The organism is Pseudooceanicola marinus, from assembly GCF_020177265.1.
In the GTDB taxonomy this organism is placed as follows: Bacteria; Pseudomonadota; Alphaproteobacteria; order Rhodobacterales; family Rhodobacteraceae; genus Pseudooceanicola; species Pseudooceanicola marinus_A.
The window spans coordinates 520,059-545,020 of the sequence record NZ_JAIVMC010000001.1 but is presented as its reverse complement, the minus strand read 5'-3'; the positions used below and the strand labels follow the sequence as shown (position 1 = coordinate 545,020).

22 protein-coding genes are annotated in these 24,962 nt (G+C 68.2%); 16 read left to right on the top strand and 6 right to left on the bottom strand.

Features of this window, described 5'->3' with window-relative positions; genetic code table 11:
- Positions 1 to 69 precede the first annotated feature (69 nt).
- From LC066_RS02535 to LC066_RS02495, 9 genes are all read left to right on the top strand, one after another.
- Positions 70 to 1,107 carry an NAD(P)-dependent alcohol dehydrogenase gene (locus LC066_RS02535; protein ID WP_224896405.1) on the top strand — a complete coding sequence of 346 codons (1,038 nt, stop codon included), beginning with the start codon at positions 70 to 72 and terminating at the stop codon, positions 1,105 to 1,107.
- Positions 1,108 to 1,111: 4 nt separating this feature from the next.
- Positions 1,112 to 2,563, top strand: coding sequence for a xylulokinase (xylB, locus tag LC066_RS02530; RefSeq protein WP_224896404.1), 1,452 nt, complete (start codon positions 1,112 to 1,114; stop codon positions 2,561 to 2,563).
- A 246-nt stretch (positions 2,564 to 2,809) separates the two neighbouring features.
- The gene (locus tag LC066_RS02525) at positions 2,810 to 3,694 is read left to right on the top strand and encodes an AraC family transcriptional regulator (RefSeq protein WP_222474523.1); all 885 of its coding nucleotides are present in this window, start codon (positions 2,810 to 2,812) and stop codon (positions 3,692 to 3,694) included.
- 109 nt (positions 3,695 to 3,803) lie between these two features.
- Positions 3,804 to 4,718 carry an ABC transporter substrate-binding protein gene (locus LC066_RS02520; protein ID WP_224896403.1) on the top strand — a complete coding sequence of 305 codons (915 nt, stop codon included), beginning with the start codon at positions 3,804 to 3,806 and terminating at the stop codon, positions 4,716 to 4,718.
- Between the two features lie 72 nt (positions 4,719 to 4,790).
- Positions 4,791 to 6,293, top strand: a complete 1,503-nt coding sequence (locus LC066_RS02515) for a sugar ABC transporter ATP-binding protein (RefSeq protein WP_224896402.1) — start codon at positions 4,791 to 4,793, stop codon at positions 6,291 to 6,293.
- Positions 6,283 to 7,257, top strand: coding sequence for an ABC transporter permease (locus tag LC066_RS02510; protein WP_222474521.1), 975 nt, complete (start codon positions 6,283 to 6,285; stop codon positions 7,255 to 7,257). Before LC066_RS02515 ends, LC066_RS02510 begins: the two co-directional genes overlap by 11 nt.
- Before the next feature lie 77 nt (positions 7,258 to 7,334).
- A complete protein-coding gene (locus LC066_RS02505) occupies positions 7,335 to 8,066 on the top strand; it encodes an SDR family oxidoreductase (protein ID WP_222474520.1) in 732 nt (243 codons plus the stop codon).
- A gap of 97 nt (positions 8,067 to 8,163) precedes the next feature.
- Entirely contained in the window at positions 8,164 to 9,783 is a 1,620-nt protein-coding gene (locus LC066_RS02500) for an FGGY-family carbohydrate kinase (protein ID WP_224896401.1), read from the top strand.
- An 80-nt stretch (positions 9,784 to 9,863) separates the two neighbouring features.
- A complete protein-coding gene (locus LC066_RS02495) occupies positions 9,864 to 10,589 on the top strand; it encodes an SDR family oxidoreductase (protein ID WP_224896400.1) in 726 nt (241 codons plus the stop codon).
- Between the two features lie 6 nt (positions 10,590 to 10,595).
- Here LC066_RS02495 and LC066_RS02490 read toward each other — a convergent pair whose 3' ends face one another.
- Positions 10,596 to 11,480: a LysR family transcriptional regulator gene (locus tag LC066_RS02490; RefSeq protein WP_222474517.1), complete on the bottom strand. Its 885-nt coding sequence runs from the start codon at positions 11,478 to 11,480 to the stop codon at positions 10,596 to 10,598.
- Between the two features lie 111 nt (positions 11,481 to 11,591).
- Here LC066_RS02490 and LC066_RS02485 point away from each other — a divergent pair, with 111 nt between their 5' ends.
- Both LC066_RS02485 and LC066_RS02480 read left to right on the top strand, forming a co-directional pair.
- The gene (locus tag LC066_RS02485; protein ID WP_224896399.1) at positions 11,592 to 12,635 is read left to right on the top strand and encodes a YeiH family protein; all 1,044 of its coding nucleotides are present in this window, start codon (positions 11,592 to 11,594) and stop codon (positions 12,633 to 12,635) included.
- Positions 12,636 to 12,773: 138 nt separating this feature from the next.
- Entirely contained in the window at positions 12,774 to 13,673 is a 900-nt protein-coding gene (locus LC066_RS02480; protein WP_224896398.1) for a helix-turn-helix domain-containing protein, read from the top strand.
- A 75-nt stretch (positions 13,674 to 13,748) separates the two neighbouring features.
- On the opposite strand, the gene LC066_RS02475 is transcribed toward LC066_RS02480, so the two are convergent.
- A complete protein-coding gene (locus tag LC066_RS02475) occupies positions 13,749 to 15,857 on the bottom strand; it encodes a TonB-dependent siderophore receptor (protein ID WP_412103223.1) in 2,109 nt (702 codons plus the stop codon).
- A gap of 269 nt (positions 15,858 to 16,126) precedes the next feature.
- On the opposite strand from LC066_RS02475, the gene LC066_RS02470 reads away from it, so the two are divergent.
- From LC066_RS02470 to LC066_RS02450, 5 genes are read left to right on the top strand one after another with little or no spacing between them, the layout of a single operon-like run.
- Positions 16,127 to 17,116 (top strand): iron-siderophore ABC transporter substrate-binding protein, encoded by a 990-nt coding sequence (locus tag LC066_RS02470; protein WP_224896397.1) that lies wholly within the window; start codon positions 16,127 to 16,129, stop codon positions 17,114 to 17,116.
- A gap of 24 nt (positions 17,117 to 17,140) precedes the next feature.
- Positions 17,141 to 18,142, top strand: coding sequence for a FecCD family ABC transporter permease (locus LC066_RS02465; protein ID WP_224896396.1), 1,002 nt, complete (start codon positions 17,141 to 17,143; stop codon positions 18,140 to 18,142).
- Positions 18,139 to 19,167 (top strand): FecCD family ABC transporter permease, encoded by a 1,029-nt coding sequence (locus LC066_RS02460; protein WP_412103222.1) that lies wholly within the window; start codon positions 18,139 to 18,141, stop codon positions 19,165 to 19,167. The genes LC066_RS02465 and LC066_RS02460 overlap by 4 nt, the downstream gene beginning before the upstream one ends.
- On the top strand, positions 19,164 to 19,988 hold the full coding sequence (locus tag LC066_RS02455) for an ABC transporter ATP-binding protein (protein ID WP_224896395.1): 825 nt from the start codon (positions 19,164 to 19,166) through the stop codon (positions 19,986 to 19,988). The genes LC066_RS02460 and LC066_RS02455 overlap by 4 nt, the downstream gene beginning before the upstream one ends.
- Positions 19,985 to 20,980 carry a siderophore-interacting protein gene (locus LC066_RS02450; protein WP_224896394.1) on the top strand — a complete coding sequence of 332 codons (996 nt, stop codon included), beginning with the start codon at positions 19,985 to 19,987 and terminating at the stop codon, positions 20,978 to 20,980. Before LC066_RS02455 ends, LC066_RS02450 begins: the two co-directional genes overlap by 4 nt.
- Before the next feature lie 75 nt (positions 20,981 to 21,055).
- Here the strand turns inward: LC066_RS02450 and LC066_RS02445 are convergent, their stop codons facing one another.
- From LC066_RS02445 to LC066_RS02430, 4 genes are read right to left on the bottom strand one after another with little or no spacing between them, the layout of a single operon-like run.
- A complete protein-coding gene (locus tag LC066_RS02445) occupies positions 21,056 to 22,387 on the bottom strand; it encodes a branched-chain amino acid ABC transporter permease (protein ID WP_224896393.1) in 1,332 nt (443 codons plus the stop codon).
- On the bottom strand, positions 22,384 to 23,391 hold the full coding sequence (locus LC066_RS02440; protein WP_224896392.1) for a branched-chain amino acid ABC transporter permease: 1,008 nt from the start codon (positions 23,389 to 23,391) through the stop codon (positions 22,384 to 22,386). The genes LC066_RS02445 and LC066_RS02440 overlap by 4 nt, the downstream gene beginning before the upstream one ends.
- A 6-nt stretch (positions 23,392 to 23,397) precedes the next feature.
- Positions 23,398 to 24,102 carry an ABC transporter ATP-binding protein gene (locus tag LC066_RS02435; protein WP_224896391.1) on the bottom strand — a complete coding sequence of 235 codons (705 nt, stop codon included), beginning with the start codon at positions 24,100 to 24,102 and terminating at the stop codon, positions 23,398 to 23,400.
- Positions 24,099 to 24,959, bottom strand: coding sequence for an ABC transporter ATP-binding protein (locus LC066_RS02430; protein WP_224896390.1), 861 nt, complete (start codon positions 24,957 to 24,959; stop codon positions 24,099 to 24,101). Before LC066_RS02430 ends, LC066_RS02435 begins: the two co-directional genes overlap by 4 nt.
- Between the last annotated feature and the right edge of the window lie 3 nt (positions 24,960 to 24,962).

The following is a 24,962-nucleotide window of genomic DNA, read 5'->3' as shown; positions in this document are numbered from 1 at the left end:
GCCTTCAGCACAGGTGCGGGGGGCTGCGCGGCTCGCCCGCGTCTGGACGACAAGAGGGAGGAGGCCAGAATGAAGGCTCTGGTTCTTGAAGAGAAGGGCAAGCTGGCCCTGCGTGAATTCGACATTCCCGGCACGCTCGGGCCGAAGGATGTGCGGATCAAGACCCACACGGTGGGGATTTGCGGGTCCGACGTGCACTACTACACCCATGGCAAGATCGGTCACTTCGTGGTGAACGCGCCCATGGTGCTGGGACACGAGGCCTCCGGCGTGGTGCTGGAGTGTGGCGCCGAGGTCACCGATCTGAAGCCGGGTGATCGCGTCTGCATGGAGCCGGGCATTCCCGATCCGACCTCCCGCGCGTCGAAGCTGGGGATCTACAACGTGGACCCCGCGGTGCGGTTCTGGGCCACGCCCCCGATCCATGGCTGCCTGACGCCCGAGGTGATCCACCCAGCCGCCTTCACCTACAAGCTGCCCGAGAGCGTCAGCTTCGCCGAAGGGGCGATGGTTGAACCCTTTGCCATCGGCATGCAGGCGGCGCTGCGCGCGCGCATCCAGCCGGGGGACGTCGCGGTGGTCACCGGGGCAGGGCCCATCGGGATGATGGTGGCCCTGGCCGCGCTGGCCGGCGGCTGTGCCAAGGTGATTGTCACCGACATGGCGCAGCCCAAGCTGGACATCATCGGCGCCTATGACGGGATCGAGACGGTGAACATCCGCGACACGCCGGCGGCCGAGGCTGTGGCGCAGGCCACCGACGGCTGGGGCGCCGACGTGGTCTTCGAATGCTCGGGCGCGGCGCCGGCCATCCTGGGCGTGGCCGACCTGGCCCGGCCCGGGGGCGCCATCGTCCTGGTCGGCATGCCGGTCGATCCGGTGCCCGTCGATATCGTGGCCCTGCAGGCCAAGGAGCTGCGGGTCGAGACGGTCTTCCGCTATGCCAATGTCTATGACCGGGCGATCGCGCTGATGGCCTCGGGCAAGGTCGACCTGACGCCGCTGATCTCAGGCACGATCCCCTTCGAGGACAGCATTGCCGGGTTTGACCGCGCGGTCGAGGCGCGCGACACCGACGTGAAGCTTCAGATCGCGATGCCGGAGTAACGCCATGTACCTGGGACTTGATCTTGGCACCTCCGGCATCAAGGCGATGCTGGTGGACGATGAATTCAACATGGTGGCCGTGGCCCATGCGCCGCTGACCGTCTCGCGCCCGTATTCGGGCTGGTCCGAACAGGACCCGGCCGACTGGATCGCGGCGACCGAGGCCGTGCTGGGCAAGCTGCGCAGCGATCACCCCGGCGCCCTGGCGAAGCTGCAGGGCATCGGCCTGTCGGGCCACATGCACGGGGCGACCCTGCTGGACGCCTCCGACAAGGTGCTGCGTCCCTGCATCCTGTGGAACGACGGCCGTTCGGGCGCGCAATGCGAGACGCTGACCGAACGGGCCGATTTCCACGGCATCGCGGGCAACCTGGTGATGGCCGGCTTCACCGCGCCGAAACTCCTCTGGGTGGCCGAGAACGAGCCGGAGATCTTCGCGCAGACCGCCAAGGTCCTGTTGCCCAAGGACTACCTTCGCCTGTGGCTGACCGGCGAATACATGAGCGAGATGTCCGACGCCGCCGGGACGCTCTGGCTGGATGTCGCCGCGCGCGACTGGTCGGATGAGCTGCTGGCCGCGACGGGGCTGGAGCGGTCGCAAATGCCGGGGCTGGTCGAAGGCTCCGACGTGTCGGGCCACCTGCGTTCAGAGTTGGCCGAGGCCTGGGGCGTGGGGCAGGTGCCCGTAGCCGGTGGCGCCGGCGACAATGCCGCCACCGCCTGCGGCATGGGCGTGATGGAGCCGGGCACCGGCTTCCTGTCGCTTGGCACCTCCGGAGTCCTGTTCGCCGCGACCGACCGCTACCAGCCCAATACGGGCGACGCGGTTCATACCTTCTGCCATGCGATTCCCGACACCTGGCACCAGATGGGGGTCTTTCTGTCGGCCACCGATTCCCTGACCTGGCTGTCGGAGATCACCGGCACGCCGGTGCCCGAGTTGGCGGCCCTGGTGCCGGAAAAGGTCGAGGCGCCCGCGCGGGTCACCTTCCTGCCGTACCTGTCGGGCGAACGCACTCCGCTGAATGACCCGTCGGCCTCCGGTGCCTTCCTGGGGCTGCGCCGCGACGTGGATCGCGCCGAGATGGTGCAGGCGGTGATGGAAGGGGTCGCCATGGCCTTTGCCGACTGCGTGCGCGTGCTGGGCAAGGCCGGCACCGGGCTGGAGGCGGCCTATGCCGTCGGCGGTGGCGCCCGGTCCCGCGCCTGGCTGGAGCTGATGGCCTCGATCACCGGGCTGCACCTGTTGCTGCCGCGGGACGGCGACTACGGGGCGGCCTTCGGGGCGGCGAAACTGGCGGCGGCTGCGGCGCTTGGCCGTCACGACGCCACGGTCTTCGGTCCGCCCGAGGTCGGCGAGGAGATCCTGCCTGATGCCAGGCTGACGGAGGCCTATGCGAAAAAGTATGAGGTCTATCGTGCCGCTTACCCGGCGTTGAAGGCCTTGAACGCCTGAGTTCTCAAGGGATTGAATTTCCTTCTTTATTGAAAAGCGGCGGATTTCCGCTGCGATGCGGCGTCACTCCGGTGACGCCGCTTTGCGTCTGGCCCGCCAGTCTGCTCAAAACCACGGTGCCGCGACTCAAAAAAGTATCGGTGAAGGTTTCAAACTGATGTAGAGGCCGGGTCTGCTGGCAGCTACCCTGTCCTGTACGAAAGGGCCGCCCGGAGGAGACCGGAAGGCCGCCCGGAGGAGACCTGGATGCAACCCGATCTGGAACTGGTGCACGTGCGCAAGGGCGAGAGTTTCGCCGCGTGGATGCACGGCTACCCGTTCCGCACGGTGCGCTGGCACTACCATCCGGAATACGAAATTCATCTCGTCGTCGACACCCACGGCACCTTCTACATCGGCGATCACATCGGCAGCTTCGGCCCCGGTCAGCTGATCATGACGGGGCCCAACCTGCCGCAGAACTGGATTTCCGACATCGAGCCGGGGCAGGTGGTGCCCGAACGCTCGCTGGTCATCCAGTTTCCCGAGGCCTTCATCGAATCCGCGATGGACGCCATGGCCGAGATGGAGGCGATCCGCCCGCTGCTGGACCGCAGTCACCGCGGCCTGCTCTTCGACGAGGCGACGGCCGCGCGGGTCAAGCCGCTGATGGTCGACCTGATTGAAGCCACCGGCCTGCGCCGCCTCAGCCTCTTCTGGCAGGTGCTGGACATCCTGGCGCGCGCGCCGGAGCCGGAGGTGCTGGCCAGCCTGAGCTACGAGCTCGACCTGGCCGAGTTGAACGAAAGCGGCGTCAATCGCGCCATCGCCTACCTGCGCGAGAACCTGACCGAGAACATCGACGAACGGGACCTGGCGGCGCTGGTCAACCAGAGCCAGAGCGCCTTTTCCCGCGCCTTCAAGCGGCACACCGGATCGACCCTGGTGCGCTACAAGAACCAACTTCGGGTGGATCTGGCCTGCCAGATGCTCCTGACCCAGCCGGAGGCCAAGGTGGCCGAGATCTGCTACGATGTCGGCTTCTCCAACCTCTCCAACTTCAACCGTCACTTCCTGAAACTGAAAGGCATGTCGCCCTCGCAATTCCGCACCACCTTCGCCGCGAACGGTGTGTTCTCGACGACGGAGTAGGGGCCGCGGGCAGGGCCTGTCCGACAAACGATTTTCACGAATTCGGGTGGCGAGGTGCCGCCCGGAAACAGGCAGGTCTTCCCTGCCGCCACCTTGGGAGGAAACTCAGATGCAAAAATACCTCGGAGCTGTTTCGGCAACCGCACTCGCCCTCACCGCCGCCGCCCCCGCCATGGCGCAGGACGATGGCCTGAAGATCGGCATGACGTTCCAGGAGATGAACAACCCCTACTTCGTTTCCATGCAGGAAGCCCTGATGGAAGCGGCCGACGACCTGGGCGCGGAGGTCGTGGTGACCGACGCAGGTCATGACGTGGCCAAGCAGATCTCGGACGTCGAGGACATGCTGCAGCAGGACATCGACATCCTGCTTCTGAACCCGACCGACAGCGCCGGCATCGAAGCCGCGGTGCGCATGGCCAAGGACGCCGGCGTGATCGTTGTGGCCGTCGACGCCAATGCCAACGGCCCGGTCGACACCTTCGTCGGCTCCAAGAACCGCGACGCCGGCTACCAGTCCTGCAAGTACCTGGCCGAAGAGCTGGGCGGCGAGGGCGAAGTGGCGATCCTCGACGGCATCCCCGTCGTGCCGATCCTGCAGCGCGTCGAGGGCTGCGAAGCGGCCTTCGCGGAATATGAAGGGATCGAGCTGGTCACCACCCAGAACGGCCGTCAGGACCGCTCGGTCGCGCTTGGCGTGGTCGAGAACATGATCCAGTCCAACCCGAACCTGGCCGGCATCTTCTCGGTCAACGACGGTGGTGCCATGGGCGCGCTGGCCGCGATCCAGGGCTCGGGCCGCGACATCAAGCTTACGTCGGTCGACGGTGCCCCCGAAGCGGTGGCCGCCATTGCCCAGGGCACGCCCTTCATCGAGACCACCGCGCAGTTCCCGCGTGACCAGGTCCGCGTCGGCCTGGCCATGGCGCTGGCCCAGAAATGGGGCGCCCGCGTGGTTCCCACCGAAGTGCCGATCGACGTGCGGGTCGTCGACGCCTCCAACGCCGAAGACTTCAGCTGGTAAGCTGAGCTTCCCGGAAGCCCCCGTGCCCAGGCGCGGGGGCTTTCCCCAAAAAGACCCAAGCGGAGAGGCGTCATGCTGCAACTCACCGGCATCAAGAAGAAGTTCGGCAATATCCAGGTGCTGCACGGCGTCGATCTGGACGTCCGCGCGGGCGAGGTGCACGCCCTGCTGGGCGAGAACGGCGCCGGCAAGTCGACGCTGATGAAGATCCTCACCGGCATCCTGCAGCCCACGGAGGGCACGATCCGCATCGAGGGCGAGGAACGCAAGTTCGCCAATTACGACGAGGCGATCGAGGCCGGCATCGGTATCGTGTTCCAGGAATTCAGCCTGATCCCGCATCTGACCGCGGTCGAGAACATGTTCCTGGCGCGCGAGGTGAAGAACAAGCTGGGCCTGCTGGACCGCCGCGCGATGCGCGAGCGCTCGAAGGAAATCCTGGCCCGGCTGGAGGTCGACCTGCCGCTGGACGTGCCGATCACCAAGCTGTCGGTGGCAGAACAGCAGTTCGTCGAGATCGCCAAGGCGCTGTCGCTGAACGCCCGCATCCTGGTTCTGGACGAACCGACCGCCACGCTGACCCCGTCGGAGGTCGAGCACCTGTTCAAGGTCATGCGCGAGCTGCGCAAGCAGGGCGTCGCGATCATCTTCATTTCCCACCACCTGGAAGAGATCTTCGAGATCTGCGACCGCATCACCGTGCTGCGCGACGGCGAGTTTGTCGGCGACTGCAACGTGTCGGACGTGGACAACGACCGGCTGGTCGAGATGATGGTGGGCCGCCGGATCGAGAACAGCTTCCCCGAGAAGCCCGGGCCGCGGCCCGGCGCCAAGGTGATGCTGGAATGCGAAGAGGTGCAGCTGCGCAAGAACGGCCCCGTGTCGCAGTTCGAGCTGCGCGAGGGCGAGATCCTGGGCTTTGCCGGCCTCGTCGGGTCGGGCCGCACCGAAACCGCGCTGGCCATGTTGGGCGCCTTCCCAGCGACCCGCTGCAAGGTGCTGGTCGACGGCGAGGAGACGCGGTTCCGCGAACCCGCCGAGGCGCTGGCCCACGGCATCGGCCTGCTGCCCGAAAGCCGCAAGGAACAGGGGCTGATCACCAGCTTCTCCATCCTGCAGAACATTTCGCTGAACAACTACGGCAAGTACCGCAAGTACCACTGGTTCATCGACCTGAAGAAGGAGATGGCCGACAGCGAGGCCGCCATGGCCCAGGTCCGCGTGAAGGCGCAGGGCGCCACGGCGCGCGTCGACACGCTGTCGGGCGGCAACCAGCAGAAGGTGGTCATTGCCCGCTGGCTGAACCACCAGATGAAGGTGCTGATCTTCGATGAGCCGACGCGCGGCATCGACGTCGGCGCCAAGGCCGAGATTTACCAGCTCATGCGCGAATTCACCGCGAAGGGCTACGCCATCATCATGATCTCTTCCGAACTGCCCGAGGTGATCGGCATGTCCGACCGGGTCTGCGTCTTCCGGCAGGGCGGCATCGTCGCCACCGTCGAGGGCGACAGTATCAATTCCGAGGAAATCATGACCCATGCCACGACCGGGAGGGTCCAGAATGTCGCATAACGCAAACACCGCCGACAGCGGCAAGAAGGGGGGGATCAGCTTCGGCTGGATCCTCCATTCTCCGCTGGCCCTGCCGCTGATCGGGCTGATCGTCGTCTCGATCCTGATGGGCTTCGCCTCCGAGAACTTCTTCTCGGTGTCCAACATCATGAACGTGCTGCGGCAGGTCTCCATCGTGGGGATCCTGGCCGTCGGCATGACCTTCGTCATCCTGACCGGCGGGATCGACCTTTCTGTGGGCGCCGTGATGGCGCTGTCGGGGACGATCGCCGCAGGGCTGATGGTCAACACCGGGCTGCCGGGGTGGATCGCGCTGCTGGCCGGGCTGGGCGTCGGGATGGGCCTTGGCCTGTTCAACGGGGCCCTGGTCGCCTGGGGCCGGATGCCCGCGATCATCGTGACCCTGGCCACCATGGGCATCGCCCGCGGCTTCGGCCTTCTGTACTCGGGCGGCTACCCGATCTCGGGCATCCCGTCTTGGATTTCCTGGTTCGGCATCGGTCGCGTCGGCATCGTGCCGGTGCCGGTGATCGCCATGGTGGTGATCTACGCCCTGGCCTGGGTGCTGCTGCAACGCACGCCCTTCGGCCGCCATGTCTACGCCATCGGCGGCAACGAACTGGCGGCGAAGCTGTCGGGCGTGAAGACCCAGTGGGTGAAACTGGCCGTCTACGGCATCTCCGGGCTGACCTCGGCCCTGGCCGCGATCATCCTGACGGGCCGCCTGATGTCGGGCCAGCCGAATGCCGGCGTGGGATTCGAGTTGGATGCCATCGCCGCGGTGGTCCTAGGCGGCACCGCCATCGCCGGCGGGCGCGGCCTGATCCTGGGTACGCTGATCGGCGCGATCCTTCTGGGGATCCTCAACAACGGCCTGAACCTGATGGGCATCAACCCCTACATGCAGGACGTCATCAAGGGCGCGATCATCCTGCTGGCCATCTACATCGGCCGCGAATGGTAAGGCGGCACGCCCCGGGGCCTGGCCTACGGGGCGGCCGTCTCGCGCGCTGAGCTTCTCATTGTCTTAGGAGAAAACGAATGTCTGAATCTCTGGACGGCAAGGTCGCCGTGGTCACCGGGGCGGCCTCCGGCATCGGGCTGGCTGCCGTGGAAATGCTTCTGGGTCGCGGCTGCACCGTCGTCATGGTCGACTGGAACCAGCAGGCGCTGGACGATCTGGTCGCCCGCCTGGGCGAGCGGGCCATCCCCCAGGTCACCAACCTGCTGGACGCCGACAGCTGCGACGCCATGGTCCCCGAGATCCTGCAGAAGGTCGATCACATCGATATCCTCTACTGCAACGCCGGGGCCTACCTCGGTGGTGATTTCTGGGAGGCGGAGAGCGCGGCCATCGACAAGATGCTAAACCTCAACGTCAACGCGGTGATGAAGAACATCAACGCGGTCATGCCCCACATGATGGAGCGCAAGACCGGCGACATCGTCGTGACCAACTCCATCGCCGGCCACTACCCGGCCTACTGGGAACCGGTCTATTCCGGGTCCAAATGGGCGATCACCAGCTTCCTGCAGGGCATCCGCCGGCAGATGATCCCCTATGGTGTGAAGGTCGCGCAGATCTCGCCCGGTCCCGTCGTCTCCGCCCTGCTGGCCGACTGGCCGGAGGAGAACCTGCGCAAGGCCAAGGAGGCCGGCGCGCTGATGGATCCCGAAGAGGTGGCCGAGGCGCTTGAGTTCATGCTGACGCGCAAGCGCCAGGTGACCGCGCGCGACATCATCATCATGCCGACCGCTTTCGAGCGGATGTGATCCTGCCGCGCCCGGGTCCATCCCCCGGGCAGACGGGATAGGGGCGGTGCGGGAGCCTCACCCCCGCGCCGCCCCGTGAACTTGAGGAGGAAGATCCATGGCGGATCTGTTCATCGGCGTTGACGTGGGCACCGGCTCCGCCCGGGCCGGGGTCTTCGACGCGGCGGGCGCACTGCTGGCCACCGCGAAACGCGACATCGACATGCACAGCAACGATGCGGGCCACGTCGAGCAAAGCTCGACCCAGGTCTGGGAGGCCGTCTGCGCCTCGGTGCGCGAGGCCATGGGGCAGGCGGGGGCCGCGCCGTCCGCAGTGCGTGGCATCGGCTTCGACGCCACCTGTTCGCTGGTGGTGCAGGGGCCCGAGGGTGGGCTGCCCGTGGGCGATCCCGATCACCCGGAACGCGACATCATCGTCTGGATGGACCACCGGGCGCTGGATCAGGCCGCGCGGATCAACGCGGGCCAGCATGACGTGCTGAAATACGTCGGTGGCCGCATCTCCCCCGAGATGGAAACGCCGAAGCTGCTCTGGCTGAAGGAGAACCGTGCCGAGGTCTACGACGCGGCCCGGCATTTCTTTGACCTGACCGATTTCCTGACCTGGCGCGCCACCAGGGCGCTGGACCGTTCGGCCTGTACGGTGACCTGCAAGTGGACCTACCTGGCCCATGAGGATCGCTGGGACCCCGACTATTTCCGCGCCATCGGCCTCGGCGACCTGGCCGACGAGGACTTCGCGCGCATCGGTGCCAGCGTCGTCCATCCGGGCACCGCGCTCGGCGCCGGGCTGACCGAGGAGGCCGCCGCTGCCCTGGGCCTGGCGCCCGGCACCGCCGTGGCCGCCGGCCTGATCGACGCCCACGCGGGCGGGATCGGCACGGTCGCGGCCAGCGGAGGGGCAGGGGATGCGACCCGCTGCCTGGGCTATGTCTTCGGCACGTCCTCCTGCACCATGACCACCACCGCCGATCCGGCCTTCGTCCCCGGCGTCTGGGGGCCGTACTATTCGGCCATGGTGCCGGGCATGTGGCTGAACGAGGGCGGGCAGAGCGCCGCCGGCGCCGCCATCGCCCAGCTGGTCACCCTGCACCCCGCCACTGCGGAGGCCGAACGGCTGGCGCAGGCCGCGGGCAAGGGGCTGGTGCCCTACCTCGCGGACCGCGCGCTGGAACTGGCGGGCGACCCGTCCGAGGCCGTGCGCCTGGCCAAGGGGCTGCATGTGGTGCCCGAGTTCCTCGGCAACCGCGCGCCCTTCGCCGATCCGCAGGCCCGGGCGGTGATCGCGGGGCAGGGAATGGAACAGGGCGTCGACAGCCTCGTTGCGCTCTACGTTGCGGGTGTCTGCGGGCTGGGCTACGGCCTGCGCCAGATCATCGAGACGCAGGCGGCGCAGGGCGCGCCGATCGACACGATTTCCGTCTCTGGCGGGGCGGGCACCCATCCGCTGACCCGGCAGATCCTGGCCGACGCCACGGGCCGCCCGGTGGAGGTCACCGAATGCGCCGAGCCGGTTCTGCTGGGCTCGGCCATGCTGGGGGCCGTGGCCGCCGGGGCGCAGCCGGATCTGCAGACGGCCATGCCCGCCATGTCACGCATCGCCGCCACCTGCCAGCCTGCGGGCGGCGCCATCGCGGCCCTGCACGGCGCGCGCAACGACGCCTTTCTGACCCTGCAACGCACCGCCCGTGAAATCCGCCAGGCCGAGGCGGGCTGACCCGCCGCGCCTCTTTCGCACAAGGTTTTCGCATAAGGGACGCCTCGCCCGCGTCCGCCACAGCACAAGGATCCGAGATCATGCAATTCTCCGGCAAGACAGTCATCATCACCGGGGCCGGCAAGGGCATTGGCCGCGCTTGCGCCACCCTGATGGCCGCTCGCGGCGCCCAAGTCGTCGCCCTGACCCGCACCCAGGCCGACCTCGACAGCCTTGAGGCGGAGGTCGGCAGCCGCTCCGTCCAGGTCGACCTGCAGGATCCGGAGGCGACCCGCGCCGCCATGACCGAGGCCGGGCCGGCGGACTTCCTGATCAACAGCGCCGGGGTGAACGTCCTGGAAAGCACGCTGGAAATGTCGGATGCGGGCTACGAGGCGGTGATGGGGATCAACCTGCGCGCCGCCCTGATCGCCTGTCAGGAGTTCGGACGCGCCCGCGTTGCCGCCGGCGGTGGCGGGGCCATCGTCAACATCACCTCCATCGCCGGGCATCGCGGTTTCCCGGATCACCTGTGCTACGCGGCCTCCAAGGCCGGGCTGGAAGGCGCCAGCCGCGTCATGGCGAAGGAGCTGGGCCCGCATGGCATCCGCGTGAATTGCGTCGCGCCCACCATCACCCTGACCGAACTGGCCGCCGCCGCCTGGGCGGACCCGGTGAAATCCGAACCGATGATGGTGCGCCATCCGGTCAACCGCTTCGCCGAGGCGGAAGAGGTGGCTGAAAGCATCGCCATGCTGCTGTCCTCCGACGCAGGCATGGTCACCGGCGCGGTCCTGCCCGTCGATGGCGGCTTCCTGGCGGTCTGATCCGGCTCAGGACGTGGCGCCCGGCGCCCCGTCCAGCTGGTCCAGAAAGGCCTGCGCCGCCCGGCTGAGGTGATGATCGCGGTGGCGCAGGGCGAAGAAGGGGCGCGGCGGCAGCGCCAGGCCGCAGTCGTGCAGCGCCCCGGTCGCCAGGGACCGCGCCACCACCAGCGCCGACAGGATCGTCACCCCGGCGCCGGCCTCCACCGCCGACATCACCGCCTCGTTCGAGGGCAGCACCAGCCCGGCGCTGCGCCGGGGCAGGTCGAGGCCAAGCGCCGCCAGTGCCGCCTCGGCGCTGGAACGGGTGCCGGAACCAGGCTCGCGCAGCACCCAGTCGGCCCGGTCCAGCGTCTTGGGCGTGATCTGCCCGGCCAGATCGGCGGCACAGACCAGCCGCAGCTGGTCCTCGCCGATCCGGCGCTTTTCAAGGCGCGGGTCGTCAACCTCTCCCTCCACCAGCGCCAGGTCGAGACGGCCTTGTAGCACGTCCGCCGTCGCCTCGCGCGTGTTGCCGAGGTCGAGGCTGATCTCGATCCCCGGATGGCGGGCGCGAAAGGCGGCGATGCGCGGCGGCAGCCAGTAGCCCGCGATGGTCTGGCTGGCCACCAGCCGCAGGTGGCCGCGCGCCAGGCCGCGGGTGTCCGCCAGCATCGCCTCGGCCTCCGCCAGGCGGGCGAGCACGGCGCGGGCCTCCGGCAGGAAGGCGCGCCCCTCTTCGGTCAGGACGATGCCGCGCCCGATCCGGTCGAACAGGGTCACGTCATGGCGCGCCTCCAGCGCGGCGATGGCCGCCGAGGCGGTGGATTGCGTCATGTTCAGCGCGCGGGCGGCGCGGGTGACATGCTGCATCTCCGCCACGGTGACGAAGACGCGCAGCTGTTCCGGGGTCATGTCGGGCCTCATTCATCGCAATGCCCGATCATTATCACAAAACCATTTCGTTTGAAGGATTGATCTTCCGGCGCCATTCTTGGGCATGTCCGCAGCCAAGGAGCCGTCCCTTTGTCCCATGCCCTGACCTTCCTTGTCCCCGAGGCACCCGCGCCCTGTCGGGTGCGGGCCGTGCTTCCGGGGCTGGGCCTGGCGGCGGTCGTGGCCGGGGTCGCGGCGCTTCTCGGATGGGCCGAAGCGGCGCTGTTCGGGATGCAATGGCTGGACCCGCTGGTGCTGGCGATCCTGCTGGGGGCCTTGGCTCGCGCCGTCTGGGGACTGCCCGCGCGGGCCCAGGCAGGCAGCGATTTCGCCGCGCGGCGGGTGCTGGAGCTGGCAATCGTCCTGCTGGGCGCCTCGGTCAGCGCGCAGACCCTGCTGTCTGTCGGGCCGGGCCTGCTGGCGGGGATCGTGGCGCTGGTCGTGCTGGCGGTGCCGGGGGCCTTCCTGCTGGGTCGGATGCTGCGCCTGCCCTGGCGCATGGCGCTGCTGATCGCCTGCGGCAATGGCATCTGCGGGAATTCCGCCATCGCCGCCGTCGCCCCGGTGATCGGCGCCCGGCGCGAGGATGTCAGCGCGGCCATCGCCTTCACCGCGGTGCTGGGGGTGGCGGTGGTGCTGGGCCTGCCACTGGTCGGGCACATGGCCGGCCTGGGCGCGGTGGACTACGGGATCCTGTCCGGCCTGACGGTCTACGCCGTGCCGCAGGTCCTGCCGGCGGCGGCGCCCCTGGGGGCGGCGGCGGTGCAGGTCGGCACGCTGGTGAAACTGGTGCGGGTGGTGATGCTGGGGCCGATCTGCCTGGTCCTGTCCCTGCTGCCCGGAACGCGCGGCGCGGCGCCCGCCGGTTCGATGGCGTCTCGCCTGATCCCGCCGCTTTTCATCCTGGGCTTCCTGGCGATGGCCGGCCTGCGCTCTGCGGGGGCGATCCCTGCGGCTGCACTGCCACCGCTCGAACAGGGGGCCTCGGCCCTGACGCTGCTGGCCATGGCGGGGCTGGGTCTGGGCGTGGATGCCCGCGCCGTGCTGGCCGCCGGGCCGCGCGTGGTGGCGGCCGTCGTGCTGTCGCTGTCGGGGCTGATCCTTCTGGCCCTCGGGTTGATCGCGCTTCTCTGACGGGGCGGTCCGGCCCGCATGGCTTGCGGGCCCCGCCGCATTGGTCTAACTCTCTGTCCCCAGCCACCGGGCGCGGCGTGATCGCACCGGCAGCCATCCCCGATGTCCTCCCTCCGCCTTGTCCCCAGGACCCGTCCGATGCCGTTTCTGCATGCCATGACCTGTCGCACCGAAGGCATCCACAGCACCGCGCCGGTGCGGTGGCGAGCCTTTGACGGCATGTGTGCGGTCTTCTGGGAGGCCCATGGCGACGCGGGCGCGACGGGTTATTACACCTCGCCCGATCCGCGCATCATCCTGTTCTTCAACGATGTCTCCGGCCATATCCGCATGGGCGAGGGGAAGCGGACGCAGGCAGAGGCGTCGCGCCCCATGCTGCGCGCGGTTTTCGCCCCCGCCGGCACGCCGATGTGGACCCGTTTCACCTCCGCCCATGACTTCTCCCACCTCGATCTGCACCTGGAACGCAGCTGGCTGATCGAACGGCTGACGCCGCTGATCGGCGCGGAGGAAACCCTGTCGGTGCTGTCCCACCCGGTCGAGGTGCAGGACATCGGCGCCCTTGCCGCCATTGGTGAGGCGTTGCGGGACGAAGTCTTCGCGCCGTCACGCCACCCGGTCTTTGCCGAGAACCTGGCGCTGACCCTGCTGACCGGGCTGGTGGAACTGCCCGAACAGGAAGACCGCCAGGTCCTGCACGCAGGCGGCCTGACGCCGGCACAGATGCGCCGCATCCGCCAGCTGTTCGAGGCCGAGGGCGGCGCGCGCATCAGCAATGCCACCCTGGCCGATGCCGTCGGCCTGTCGCCCAACTGGTTCAGCCAGGCCTTCAAGAAGACCACCGGCAAGACCCCCGTGCAGTGGCAGCAGGAACACCGGATAGGCCGCGTCAAGGAAGCGCTGCTGATCGAGGATTGCTCGCTGACCGAGGTGGCCTCGCGTTTCGGATTCTCCGATCAGGCGCATCTGACCCGCGTCTTCCGCCAGCATGAGGGCACGACCCCTGCCGCCTGGCTGCGCGACCTGCGCGCCCGCTGATCCCGCCTACTTTCGCTGAAACGAAAAAGGCCCACCCCCGGAGGGATGGGCCCGATCTGTTGGCGCAGGGGCGTGTTACCAGGACTTCGCCAGGGTCACCGCGACCTCGCGGCCCGGGTTGTAGTAGTCCGCGGTGCCCGAGCCCACGACGTGCTGTTCGTCGAAGAGGTTCGACACGTTCAGGCGCAGATCGGTCTGATCGGCCACCTCGTAGCTGACCGAGGCATCAAACAGCAGCGCGTCATCGCTTTTGCCGGTGTTGGCCGCATCGTAGTAGTAGGACCCGATGTAGCGCGCGCCCAGTCCCAGGGTCATGTCGCCACGACGGCCCGCACCGGGCATCGTGTAGGTACCATAGATCGAGGCGATGGTTTCCGGCACCTGGGTGAAACGGTTGCCATCCAGCGGCGTGCCGTCACGCAGCGTCCCTTCGGTGACCTTGCTGTCGAGGTAGGAATAGGAGGCCATCAGGGTGAAGCGATCGGTCATCTCCATCCGCGCTTCCAGGTCGAGGCCGCGCACGCGGTTCTCGCCGACGGTTTCCCGTTCGATCCCGCCGCCGGGCTGGACCACGGCGATGGTCACGTCCTTGCGCGTCAGGTCGTAGACCGAGGCGGAGAACAGCGCGTTGGAGCCGAGGGGGGCGTATTTCACGCCGATCTCGTACTGCTCGCCGCGTTCCGGGGTGGTGCCGATCGAGGGCGGTGCCACGGATTCCACGTAGGAAGCGTAGGCGGAGACCTCATCGGTGAACTTGTAGGTCAGCGCCGCGCGCATCGAGGTTTCGTCGAAGTCGTCGCTGCCGGTGGCGCTTTCCAGGTCCAGCCAGTCGCGGCGCAGGCCAATCGTGCCGATGATGCGATCATCGAAGGACAGGTTCTGCGTCACGAAGAGCGCCCGGGTGCTCTGCTCGGTCTCGTCCGAGGTATAGGGCACGGGGTTCACCGGACCGCCGGTGTAGACCGGGTCGGTGACGTCGATGGCGCCGGCATCGCCGTAGATCGACGAGGAGCTGGTTTCGGCCTCGCGGAATTCCAGGCCGGCCAGGGTGTTGCTTTCAAAACGGCCGAAGGCGGCGTCGTACTGCACGATGACGTTGCCGATCCATTCCTCGGCATGGCTGTCGGTGCCGAAGAAATCACGATCCACCATGTCGCCGACGCGCCCGGCCTCATCGGTCAGGTAGACGTAGCCGAAGTTGTTGTCGTAGTCGCTGTAGCGCAGGTTGGCGTTCAGCTTCAGCCCGTTCATGAACTCATGTTCGAACATCAGGGTGCCGCTGGTGCGCTCGACTTCGTGGAAGTTGAAATTGGGCTCGCCGAAGAAGTCGTCACGGCTGTACTCGCGGTCCAGCGGGTAGCCACCGCTGTTCGGGGTGCCGTCGCGATCGACGTGGTCGATCACCAGGCTGAGGCGCGTGTAGTCGGTCGGCTCCCAGGCGATGGACCCCATCAGCAGGGTCTGGTCGTCCTGCGAGTGATCGTATTCCAGATCGCTGTCCTGGCGCCGCGCGGTGACGCGGTAGGCCAGCGTGCCCGCCTCGTTCAGCACGTTGCCGAAGTCGACGCCGACCTCCTTGTGATCGAAGGAACCGAAGGTCAGGTAGCCGGTGCCGAAGCTCTCGAATTTCGGCGTCTTGGAGACGAAGTTGATCGACCCGCCCGGATCCGCCGGCCCGAAGAGGGTGGAGTTGGCGCCGCGCAGCACCTCTACCCGCTCGTAGGCATAGGGGTCTTCGCGCATGCCGCGCATCGTGCCCAGGGTCATGCCGTCGCGATAGGTCGTGGCGGCGAAGCCGCGGATCTGCACGTAGTCGTTGCGGTCGTCGGTGCCGTAATAGTCCGTGTGGATGCCGGGCGAATACTGCAGCACCTCTTCCAGCGTGTCGGCATCGCGCATCTCGATCTCCTTCTCGGTGATGACCGAGACGGAGGCGGGCGTGTCTTGGATGCTGGTCGCGACCTTGCCGCCCACCGACATTTCGCGGGCGACGGTGTTGTCGGCGTCGTCATCGGCCTCGGCGGTGCCATCGACGTGGATGGGCGAGAGGCGGAAGGCGCCGTCATCGTCCTGGGCGGCCTGCTGGGCCAGCGCGGGATGGGCGGCCAGAAGGGCGAGGGTGGCGCAGCCGGCGCGCAGCAGCGTGGCGCGGCTCGGGGCTGTGGAAACGGGGAACAGGGTCAACTCGGGGAGCTCCTTCGTGACATGAGAGGGCAGGATGGCTGGCCGAGGCGGAGGCGTCGGAATGGCTGCGGGCCGAAGCGGGAGTGAAGCCGTCGGTCACGGCACGGGGATCTAGCGACTGGATCTCAGCCCGTATAGAAGAAACTTACGCATTTTGTCGGAATTACCGCCTAAGCGCCGGGAAACCCTTGGCCGGGGCGCGCCAGATGCTTGCTATGCTGGGGTTTGGCACGTATCTGAGCGAAAAAGTAAACATTGGAGGCCCCCTCATGCGCCTGTCTCGCCGCGCCCTTTGCCTGTCTTCACTGGCCCTTGGTCTGACCGCCCTGGCGCCGGGCGCCATGGCGCAGGAGTTTCCGCTGCGGGTCGCCCATGCCTACGGCGAGACGGTGATCCCGGCCAGGCCGCAGCGCGTGGCGACGGTCAGCTGGGCCAACCACGAGGTGCCCCTGGCCCTGGGCGTCGTGCCCGTGGGCATGGCGGCGGCCAATTTCGGCGATGCGGATGGCGACGGGTTGCTGCCCTGGGTGAAGGCCGCGCTGGATGAACTGGGCGCCGAGGTGCCGCGCCTTTACGATGAGGGCGACGGGATCGACTTCGAGGCCGTGGCGGCGACCCAGCCCGACGTGATCCTGGCGGCCTATTCCGGGCTCAGCCGGCAGGACTACGACACCCTGTCGATGATCGCCCCGGTGGTCGCCTTTCCCGAAGGCCCCTGGGCCACCGGCTGGCGCGACATGATCCGGCTGAATGCCGCCGGCATGGGGATGGCCGAGGAGGGCACTGCGCTGATCGACCGGATCGAGGGGGAGATCGCCGCGACCCGTGCCGCCCATCCCGAGTTCGAGGGCAAGACCGCGATGTTCGTCACCCACCTCGCGCCGACGGACCTGAGCCGGATCTCCTTTTACACCGACAACGACCCGCGCGTGCGCTTCTTCCATGACCTGGGGCTGACGTCGCCCGCCTTCATCGCCGAGACCGCCGAAAGCGGCGCCTTCGCGGGCGAGATCAGCGCCGAGCGGATCGACCTGCTGGACGACGTGGACCTGCTGGTGACCTACGGCGGCGAGGATCTGCGCGCGGGACTGGCGGAGAATGCGCTGACGGCGCATCTGCCGGCGGTGGCCAAGGGCGGGCTTGTTCTTCTGGGCAACGATGCCATGGGCACGGCGGCCAATCCCACGCCGCTATCGCTGCCTTGGGTGCTGGACGACTACGCCGCGCAGCTTTCCGCGGCGCTGGCCGGGGCGGAGTGATCCGACCGGCATGAGGGTGCAGCGATGACAGGGACGCGGACGCAGAGCCGCAGGGCGATGCTGGGCATCGCCGCGCTGGTCCTGCTGACGGCGATGCTGTCGGTGGGGCTGGGCGCGCGTGGCGTGGCACTGGCCGATATCCTGTCGGCGCTGCAAGGCCAGGTTGAGACCATCGGCCAGGCCGCCGTCGCCGCCCGTATTCCGCGCACGCTGATGGCCCTGCTGGCCGGGGCAGCCCTTGGGCTGGCCGGGGCCGCGATGCAGGGCGTGACACGCAACCCGCTGGCCGACCCGGGGCTTCTGGGGGTCAATGCGGGTGCGGCGCTGGCCATCGTCATCGGCATCGCCTGGTTCAACATCGACAGTGCCGCGCTGTACATCGGGACCGCCGTGTTGGGCGCGGGGGGCGCCGGTATCATCGTCTACCTGATCGCGGCGCTTGGCGCCGGGGGCGCGACACCGCTGAAGCTGGCGCTGTCGGGGGCGGCTGTCACCGCCGCGCTGGTGTCCTTCACCACCGCCGTCGTCCTGCCGCGGGCCGACATCGGCGGGCTGGTGCAATCCTGGCTGGTCGGCGGCGTCGGCGGCGCGACCTTTTCGCAGATCACCCCGGTGCTGCCCGCGCTGGTGCTGGGCGGGGTGATCGTGCTGGCCTCGCCCCGGCGGCTGAACCTGCTGGCCCTGGGCGAGGAGGCGGCGACGGGCCTCGGCGAAAGCGTGGCGGTTGCGCGGGCCATGTCCGCGGGCGGCGCGATCCTGCTCTGCGGGGCTACAACGGCGGCCTGCGGACCCATCGGTTTCGTGGGCCTCGTCGTGCCGCACGCCTGCCGCGCTATCCTGGGCGGCGACTATCGCCGCGTTCTGCCTGCCTCCGCGCTGACCGGCGCGGCGCTGCTGACGGGCGCCGACGTGCTGGGCCGCCTCGTCGCACGCCCGTCCGAGATCGACGTGGGCATCGTCACCGCGCTGATCGGCGGGCCGGTCTTCATCTGGATCGTGCGGCGCGGCCGGGTGGCGGCGCTGTGAGCGGGGCGGCGGGTATCCAGCGGCAGCGCCGCGCGCGGCTGACGCGGCGCCTGCGGTTCCTCGGGCTCTGCGCGATGCTGGTGCTGGCGCTTTGCGCGCTGATCCTGTCGCTCGGGCAGAGCTTCACCCCGCCCGCCACGGTCTTGCGGGTGCTGGGAGGCGAGGCGGTGCCCGGTGCGGGTTTCACCGTCCTGCAACTGCGCCTGCCGCGGGCCGTGGTGGGCGCGCTGGCAGGGCTGAGTTTCGGCATGGGGGGCGCCGCCTTCCAGACCCTGCTGCGCAACCCGCTGGCCAGCCCCGACATTATCGGTATCAGCGCCGGCGCCTCCGCCGCGGCGGTTTTTGCCATCACCGTTCTGGGGCTTGCGGGGCTGCCCGTGGCCGTGGTCGCGGTGACCGCCGGTCTGGGCATTGCCCTGCTGATCTACCTGCTGTCCTGGCGCCAGGGCGTGGCGGGCGCGCGGCTGATCCTGGTGGGGATCGGGCTGTCGGGCATGATGCAAAGCCTGACCGCCTACATGCTGTCCCAGGCCGAAAGCTGGACCTTGCAGGCCGCCATGCGCTGGATGACCGGCAGCCTGAACGGCGTCCAGCTGGAGCAGGCGCTGCCACTGCTGGCGGCCCTGGCGATCTGCGGCGGCGTGCTGCTGATCGCCGCGCCGGCGCTGGAGGTCATGCGCATGGGCGACGAAACGGCCGCGGGGCTGGGCGTGCGCACCGGCGCGGTCCGTGCCGCCGTGGTGGTGGCCGCCGTGGGGCTGGTGGCCGTGGCCACCGCCATGGTCGGGCCGGTGGCCTTCGTCGCCTTCCTGTCGGGGCCGATCGCGGCGCGGATGACTGGGCGGGACGGATCGCTGCTGCTGCCGGCCGCGCTGGTCGGGGCGGTTCTGGTGCTGACGGCGGATTACGCCGGGCAGTTCTGGCTGCCCGCGCGCTATCCCGTCGGCATCGTCACGGGCGTGCTGGGCGCGCCCTACCTGCTTTTCCTCATCATCCGCAGCAATCGAACCGGAGGTGGCCTGTGAGCGTCGAAAGCCTGTCCATCCGCGCCTTGGCCGCAGGCTATGGCGGCGCGCGCATCCTCAAGGGGATCGACCTGGAGATCGCGCCGGGCCAGATCACCGCCATCGTCGGCGCCAACGCCTGCGGCAAGTCCACGCTCTTGCGCGCCATGTCTCGGCTGTTGACGCCGGAGTCGGGCGAGGTGCTGCTGGACGGGACCTCCGTCCATGCCACGGCCCCCCGCGCGCTGGCCCGCCGGCTCGGTCTGCTGCCTCAGGCCCCCCAGGCGCCGGAGGCGATTACCGTGCTGGATCTGGTCAGCCGGGGGCGCCATCCGCACCAGGGTATCTTTGGCGGCTGGTCGGCCCAGGACGAGGCCGCCGTGGCCGAGGCGCTGGAACTCACGGGCACCGATGCCCTGGCCGAGCGAGAGGTCGCGGCCCTGTCGGGCGGTCAGCGCCAACGGGTCTGGATCGCCATGGCCCTGGCCCAGCAGACCGAGGTGCTGCTGCTGGACGAGCCGACGACCTACCTGGACGTCAATCACCAGGTCGAGGTTCTGGACCTGCTGACCGACCTCAACCGCCGTCGCGGCACGACCATCGTGATGGTCCTGCACGAGCTGAACCTGGCCGCCCGCTATGCCGACCGGCTGGTGGCGATGCGCGCGGGCGAGATCCATGCCGAGGGTGCCCCCGGGGAGGTCCTGACCGAAACGATGCTGCGCGCCGTCTTTGACCTGGAGGCGCGGGTGATGGACGATCCGGTCAGCGGGCGCCCGCTGATGATCCCGCTGGGCCGCCATGGCCTGCGCGCGAACGAACGAGAGGAGGCACGCCGATGATCCATGTGGAAACCGACCTGAAGGTGCCGGCGCAGGCGCTGCGCAAGGTGATCCGCGCCCAGGCGCAGGAGTGGGACATGGCCTTCACCGAGACGGAGAACCGGCTGCGCGTGCAGATGATCGGCGGTGTCCTCAGTGTCAGCGGGCAGGGGAAAGCGGCACGGATGCGGGTGGAATCGGATACCGCCTCCGACCTGCAGGCGCTGCGCGACTACCTGACCGAGGAGTTGATGGAGCGCGGGCTGAACCCGGAATGGGAAGGGGAGCGCCCCGTGTCGCGCCCGGCCAACCAGTCGCTGGCACGGGTCGCGCGGGTCGAACGGATCTCGCCCACCTTCCGGCGGGTGACGCTGGCGGGACCTGAGCTGGCGCGCTTCGATGAGGCGGAGGGGTTCCATTTTCGCCTGCTGTTCGGCCCCGAGGGCGCCGGCTGGCCTGGGGTCGACGACAACGGGGTCACAGTCTGGCCCGGAGGGGCCGCCGCCTGGCATCGTCCGGTCTACACGGTTCGCAACCTGTGGACCGAAGGCGGCGTGCCGCATCTCGATTTCGACATCGTGCTGCACGAGGGCGGCACGGTGACGGAGTGGTCGGCGCAGCTGGCACCAGGAGCCGAGGTCATCCTGGCCGGCCCGGGCGGCGATCAGGGCCGACGGGCCGAAGGCTGGCAACTGTTCATGGGGGATGCGACCGCCGTGCCGGTCATCGCGCGGCTTCTGGCGCTGCTGCCCGAGGAGACGCGGGGGCGCGCGGTGCTGTTTGTGCCCGACGCAGGTGATCGTCAGGCCTTGGATCATCCGGCGGGGCTGGAGGTCCAGTGGGTCGTGACCGAGGGGCCCGATTTCGCCGCGACCCTGGCCGGGGCAGAGGTGCCCGCCGAGGATCGCTTCGTCTTCGCGGCCGGTCCCCGTGCGGCCATCGCCGGGTTGCGCGAAGGGCTGACCGAGGCTGGGCTGGGCAAGCGCGAGGTCTATGCCGCCGCCTATTGGTAAGAGCCGCAATCGTGGAAAAGAGAAAGGGGCCCGCCGATCCGGTAGGCCCCTTTCTTGTTCATGCGCTGGCGCGGTTCACTTCTCCGGCAGCAGACCGCGCGGGCTGAAGCGCAGCACGAGCAGCAGCAGGATCCCCATCAACAGCATCCGCATATGGGCGGCGGAGTTGATCATGTGGGTCTTGAAATCGCCCTCGGGCACCGGACCCATGACCACCTGCATGATCTCCGGCCCCCAGTCGCCGGCCTTGACCCAGAGATACCAGATCAGCACGCCGCCCAGCACCGAGCCCCAGTTGCTGCCCGAGCCGCCGACCACGACCATGACAAGGATCAGGAAGGTGTAGCGCAGCGGATTGTAGGAGGAGGGTGTCATCTGCCCATCGAGAGAGATCATCATCGCGCCCGCCAGCCCGATCACCGCCGAGCCCAGCACGAAGACCTGAAGGTGACGGCGGGTGATGTTCTTGCCCATGGCAGCCGCCGAGATCTCATTGTCGCGGATGGCGTGCATCATTCGGCCCCAGGGCGATTTCAACGCCATTTCCGAGGCCCAGATCAGCAGCAGGATGACCACGATGAAAAGCGCCAGGAAGGCCAGCTTCACCAGCAGGGTCGAGGCAAGCGTCGGATCCAGCCCCCAGGCCTGGGCCTTCTCGGCAAAGCCCGGGCGCGCCTGCAGGTCGATCTCGTAGGGCACCGGCCAGGGGCGCGGGATGCCGTTGACGTTCAGCACGCCCCGGTCCAGCCATTGCTCGTTCTTCAGCACGGCGACGATGATCTCGGCGATGCCCAGGGTCGCGATGGCGAGATAGTCCGAGCGCAGGCCGAGGGCTGTCTTGCCGACGAGCCAGGCCGCGCCGGCGGCCAGCAGGGCGCCCACGGGCCAGGAGATCAGCGTGGGCAGACCCAGCCCGCCGAGGTTGCCGGCGGCGGAAGGGTTGATCGCCTCGATCGCGGTGACGGCCGGGTCGAAGAGGGCGCGATAGACGAAGAAGCCGACCAGCAGGATGCCCGTGACCGCCAGCCCCCGTGCGCGGCCCTTGGGCATGCGGCGCCAGGTGACGACCGACAACACCAGGGCGATGGTTGCCACGACGAAGGCGGTGAGGATGCCCATGCCGCCCGCGGCAAAGGCTCCGGGCGTCGGTGGCATCGAGATCAGCACGGGCGCCAGGCCGCCAAGCGCCAGGAACCCCATGGCGCCGGCGTTGAACAACCCGGCGGTGCCCCATTGCAGGTTGATGCCAAGCGCCATGATGGCCGAGATCAGCCCCATGTTGAGGATGCCTAGGGCGGAGTTCCAGCCCGTGGTCAGCCCCTCCAGCAGGATCAGCAGGGCGAGGATGGCAAAGAACAGCGGTGCGCGCAGCGGGCTGGTGTCGCCCGGTTGACGAGTTGGGCTCATACCACTTTCCCCCTGAAGATACCGGTGGGACGGAAGATCAGCACGAGGATGAGGATCACGAAGCTGACCGCGAACTTGTAGTCGGTCGACAGGAGCTGGACGAGGCCGTCGGGCTCCCACGCGGGGACCAGGTAACCCGCCACCTTCTTCCAGGCGTAGGTCAGCCCGACCTCCGAGAAGGAGATGATGAACCCGCCGACGATGGCGCCCACCGGGTTGCCGATGCCGCCGACGATGGCGGAGGCGAAGATCGGCAGGACGATCTGGAAGTAGGTGAAGGCCTTGAACGACTTGTCGAGCCCGTAGAGCGTGCCGGCGATCGTCGCCAGGGCCGCCGTCAGAACCCAGGTCACCTTGACCACGCGGTCAGGATCGATGCCGGACAGCAGCGCCAGATCCTCGTTGTCGGAAAACGCCCGCATCGACTTGCCCGTGCGGGTGCGGTTAAGGAACCAGAACAGCGCCACCACAGTGATCGCCGCCGTGACGACGGTGATCGCCTGGGTGGTGCGCAGGGTCAGCGGCTCGCGCATGCCCGTCATCTGGTTCCAGGTTCGGGCGGAGATGATGAAGCGTTCGCCATCGGCGAAGTTGATCTGGTCGACGCCGATCAGGAAGCGGGTCAGGGCGTTCATCACGAACATCACGCCGACTGAAACCATGACCAGCACCACCGGCTGGGCGCGGATGCGACGGTAGTAGCGATAGACCACCCGGTCGGTGCCCAGCATCATCAGGGCCGTCACCGCAATGCCGAAGGGCAGGGCGATCAGCGCCGTTGGCAGCGGCCCGAAGGAGATGCCCATGGCCTGAAGGCCCCAAGTGATCAGGATCACCACGGCGGTACCGAAGGCCATGGTGTCGCCATGGGCGAAGTTGGAGAAGCGCAGGATCGAGTAGATCAGCGTCACCCCGAGCGCCCCGAGCGCCAGCTGCGCCCCATAGGCCGTGGCCGGGATGATGACGTAATTGGTCAGCGCCACCAATGCGTTGATGAGTTCCATCTGTTCTCAGCCCCCCAGGAAGGTGCGGCGGACCTCCGGGTCGGCCAGAAGGGCCTTGCCGGTGTCGGTGTAGCGGTTGGCGCCCTGCACCAGGACATAGCCGCGGTCGGCGATCTCCAGCGCCTGACGGGCGTTCTGTTCGACCATCAGGATCGAGATCCCGGTGCGGGCGACCTCGATGATACGGTCGAACAGTTCATCCATCACGATGGGAGAGACGCCCGCCGTGGGTTCGTCCAGCATCAGGAGCTTCGGCTGGGTCATCAGCGCGCGGCCCACGGCCACCTGCTGACGCTGCCCGCCCGACAGCTCGCCCGCGTTCTGGTGGCGCTTGTCCTTCAAGATCGGGAAGAGCGTGTAAACCTGTTCCATCGTGTCGTGGAAGTCGTCGTCGCGGATGAAGGCACCCATCTCCAGGTTTTCCTCCACCGACATGGTGGGGAAGACGTTGTTGACCTGCGGCACGAAACCCATGCCCTTCTTCACCCGGTCCTGGGGTGACAGGGCGGTGATGTCGGTGCCGTCCAGCGTGACCGATCCGCCGCGCAGGGGCAGCATGCCGAAGACGGCCTTCATGGCGGTGGACTTGCCCGCGCCATTGGGGCCGACGATCACGGCGATCTGGCCCTTCTCCACGGTCAGGGTGCAGCCATGCAGGATGTCTGCCTTGCCGTAGCCGCCGGTCATGTTCGAGGCGTCGAGATAGCTCATGTCGCGTCTCCCTTGCCGGCGCGGTCGCCCAGACCGGGCTGCGCGCCCAGGTCCTCGCCGGCGGCGGCCTCGGCGGCGTCCTCCGCCACGACCTTGTTCTTCAGCCCGGTGCCCAGGTAGGCCTCGATCACGGCTTCGTTCTCCATGATATGATCGGCGGGCCCTTCGGCCAGGACCTTGCCCTCGGCCATGACGATGACCGGGTCGCAGAGGCGGCCGATGAAATCCATGTCATGCTCGATGACACAGAAGGTATAGCCGCGTTCCTTGTTCAGGCGCACGATGGCATCGCCGATGGTGTTCAGAAGGGTGCGGTTCACGCCGGCGCCGACCTCGTCGAGGAAGACGATCTTGGCCTCGACCATCATCGTGCGGCCCAGCTCCAGCAGCTTCTTCTGCCCGCCGGAGAGGTTGCCGGCCTTCTCGTCGGCCAGGTGGCTGATGGTGAGGAAGTCCAGCACGTCGTCGGCCTTGGCGCGCAGGGCGGCCTCTTCGGCGCGGATGCGGCCACGGCCGAACCAGGTGTTCCACAGCGTTTCGCCCGACTGCCCTTCGGGTACCATCATCAGGTTCTCGCGCACCGAGAGGGTGGGGAACTCATGAGCGATCTGGAAGGTGCGCAGCAGGCCCTTGTGGAACAGCTGGTGCGGCGTCAGGCCGGTGATGTCCTCGCCATCCATGGTGACGCGGCCCGAGGTGGGCGCGTGGACACCGGCGATGACGTTGAAAAGGGTGGATTTGCCGGCGCCGTTCGGCCCGACGAGACCGGTGATGGATCCCGTGGCGATTTCGATGCTGGCATGGTCGACGGCCAGAAAGCCGCCGAAGGATTTGACTAGGTTCTCGACCCGGATCATGGG

Coding starts and splice junctions, on each gene's coding strand:
- LC066_RS02525 (WP_222474523.1), top strand. CDS start 2,810: ATGCAACCCGATCTGGAACTGGTGCACGTGCGCAAGGGCGAGAGTTTC.
- LC066_RS02535 (WP_224896405.1), top strand. CDS start 70: ATGAAGGCTCTGGTTCTTGAAGAGAAGGGCAAGCTGGCCCTGCGTGAA.
- LC066_RS02445 (WP_224896393.1), bottom strand. CDS start 22,387: ATGAGCCCAACTCGTCAACCGGGCGACACCAGCCCGCTGCGCGCACCG.
- LC066_RS02505 (WP_222474520.1), top strand. CDS start 7,335: ATGTCTGAATCTCTGGACGGCAAGGTCGCCGTGGTCACCGGGGCGGCC.
- LC066_RS02465 (WP_224896396.1), top strand. CDS start 17,141: ATGACAGGGACGCGGACGCAGAGCCGCAGGGCGATGCTGGGCATCGCC.
- xylB (WP_224896404.1), top strand. CDS start 1,112: ATGTACCTGGGACTTGATCTTGGCACCTCCGGCATCAAGGCGATGCTG.
- LC066_RS02510 (WP_222474521.1), top strand. CDS start 6,283: ATGTCGCATAACGCAAACACCGCCGACAGCGGCAAGAAGGGGGGGATC.
- LC066_RS02480 (WP_224896398.1), top strand. CDS start 12,774: ATGCCGTTTCTGCATGCCATGACCTGTCGCACCGAAGGCATCCACAGC.
- LC066_RS02500 (WP_224896401.1), top strand. CDS start 8,164: ATGGCGGATCTGTTCATCGGCGTTGACGTGGGCACCGGCTCCGCCCGG.
- LC066_RS02470 (WP_224896397.1), top strand. CDS start 16,127: ATGCGCCTGTCTCGCCGCGCCCTTTGCCTGTCTTCACTGGCCCTTGGT.
- LC066_RS02515 (WP_224896402.1), top strand. CDS start 4,791: ATGCTGCAACTCACCGGCATCAAGAAGAAGTTCGGCAATATCCAGGTG.
- LC066_RS02490 (WP_222474517.1), bottom strand. CDS start 11,480: ATGACCCCGGAACAGCTGCGCGTCTTCGTCACCGTGGCGGAGATGCAG.
- LC066_RS02495 (WP_224896400.1), top strand. CDS start 9,864: ATGCAATTCTCCGGCAAGACAGTCATCATCACCGGGGCCGGCAAGGGC.
- LC066_RS02450 (WP_224896394.1), top strand. CDS start 19,985: ATGATCCATGTGGAAACCGACCTGAAGGTGCCGGCGCAGGCGCTGCGC.
- LC066_RS02430 (WP_224896390.1), bottom strand. CDS start 24,959: ATGATCCGGGTCGAGAACCTAGTCAAATCCTTCGGCGGCTTTCTGGCC.
- LC066_RS02435 (WP_224896391.1), bottom strand. CDS start 24,102: ATGAGCTATCTCGACGCCTCGAACATGACCGGCGGCTACGGCAAGGCA.
- LC066_RS02520 (WP_224896403.1), top strand. CDS start 3,804: ATGCAAAAATACCTCGGAGCTGTTTCGGCAACCGCACTCGCCCTCACC.
- LC066_RS02440 (WP_224896392.1), bottom strand. CDS start 23,391: ATGGAACTCATCAACGCATTGGTGGCGCTGACCAATTACGTCATCATC.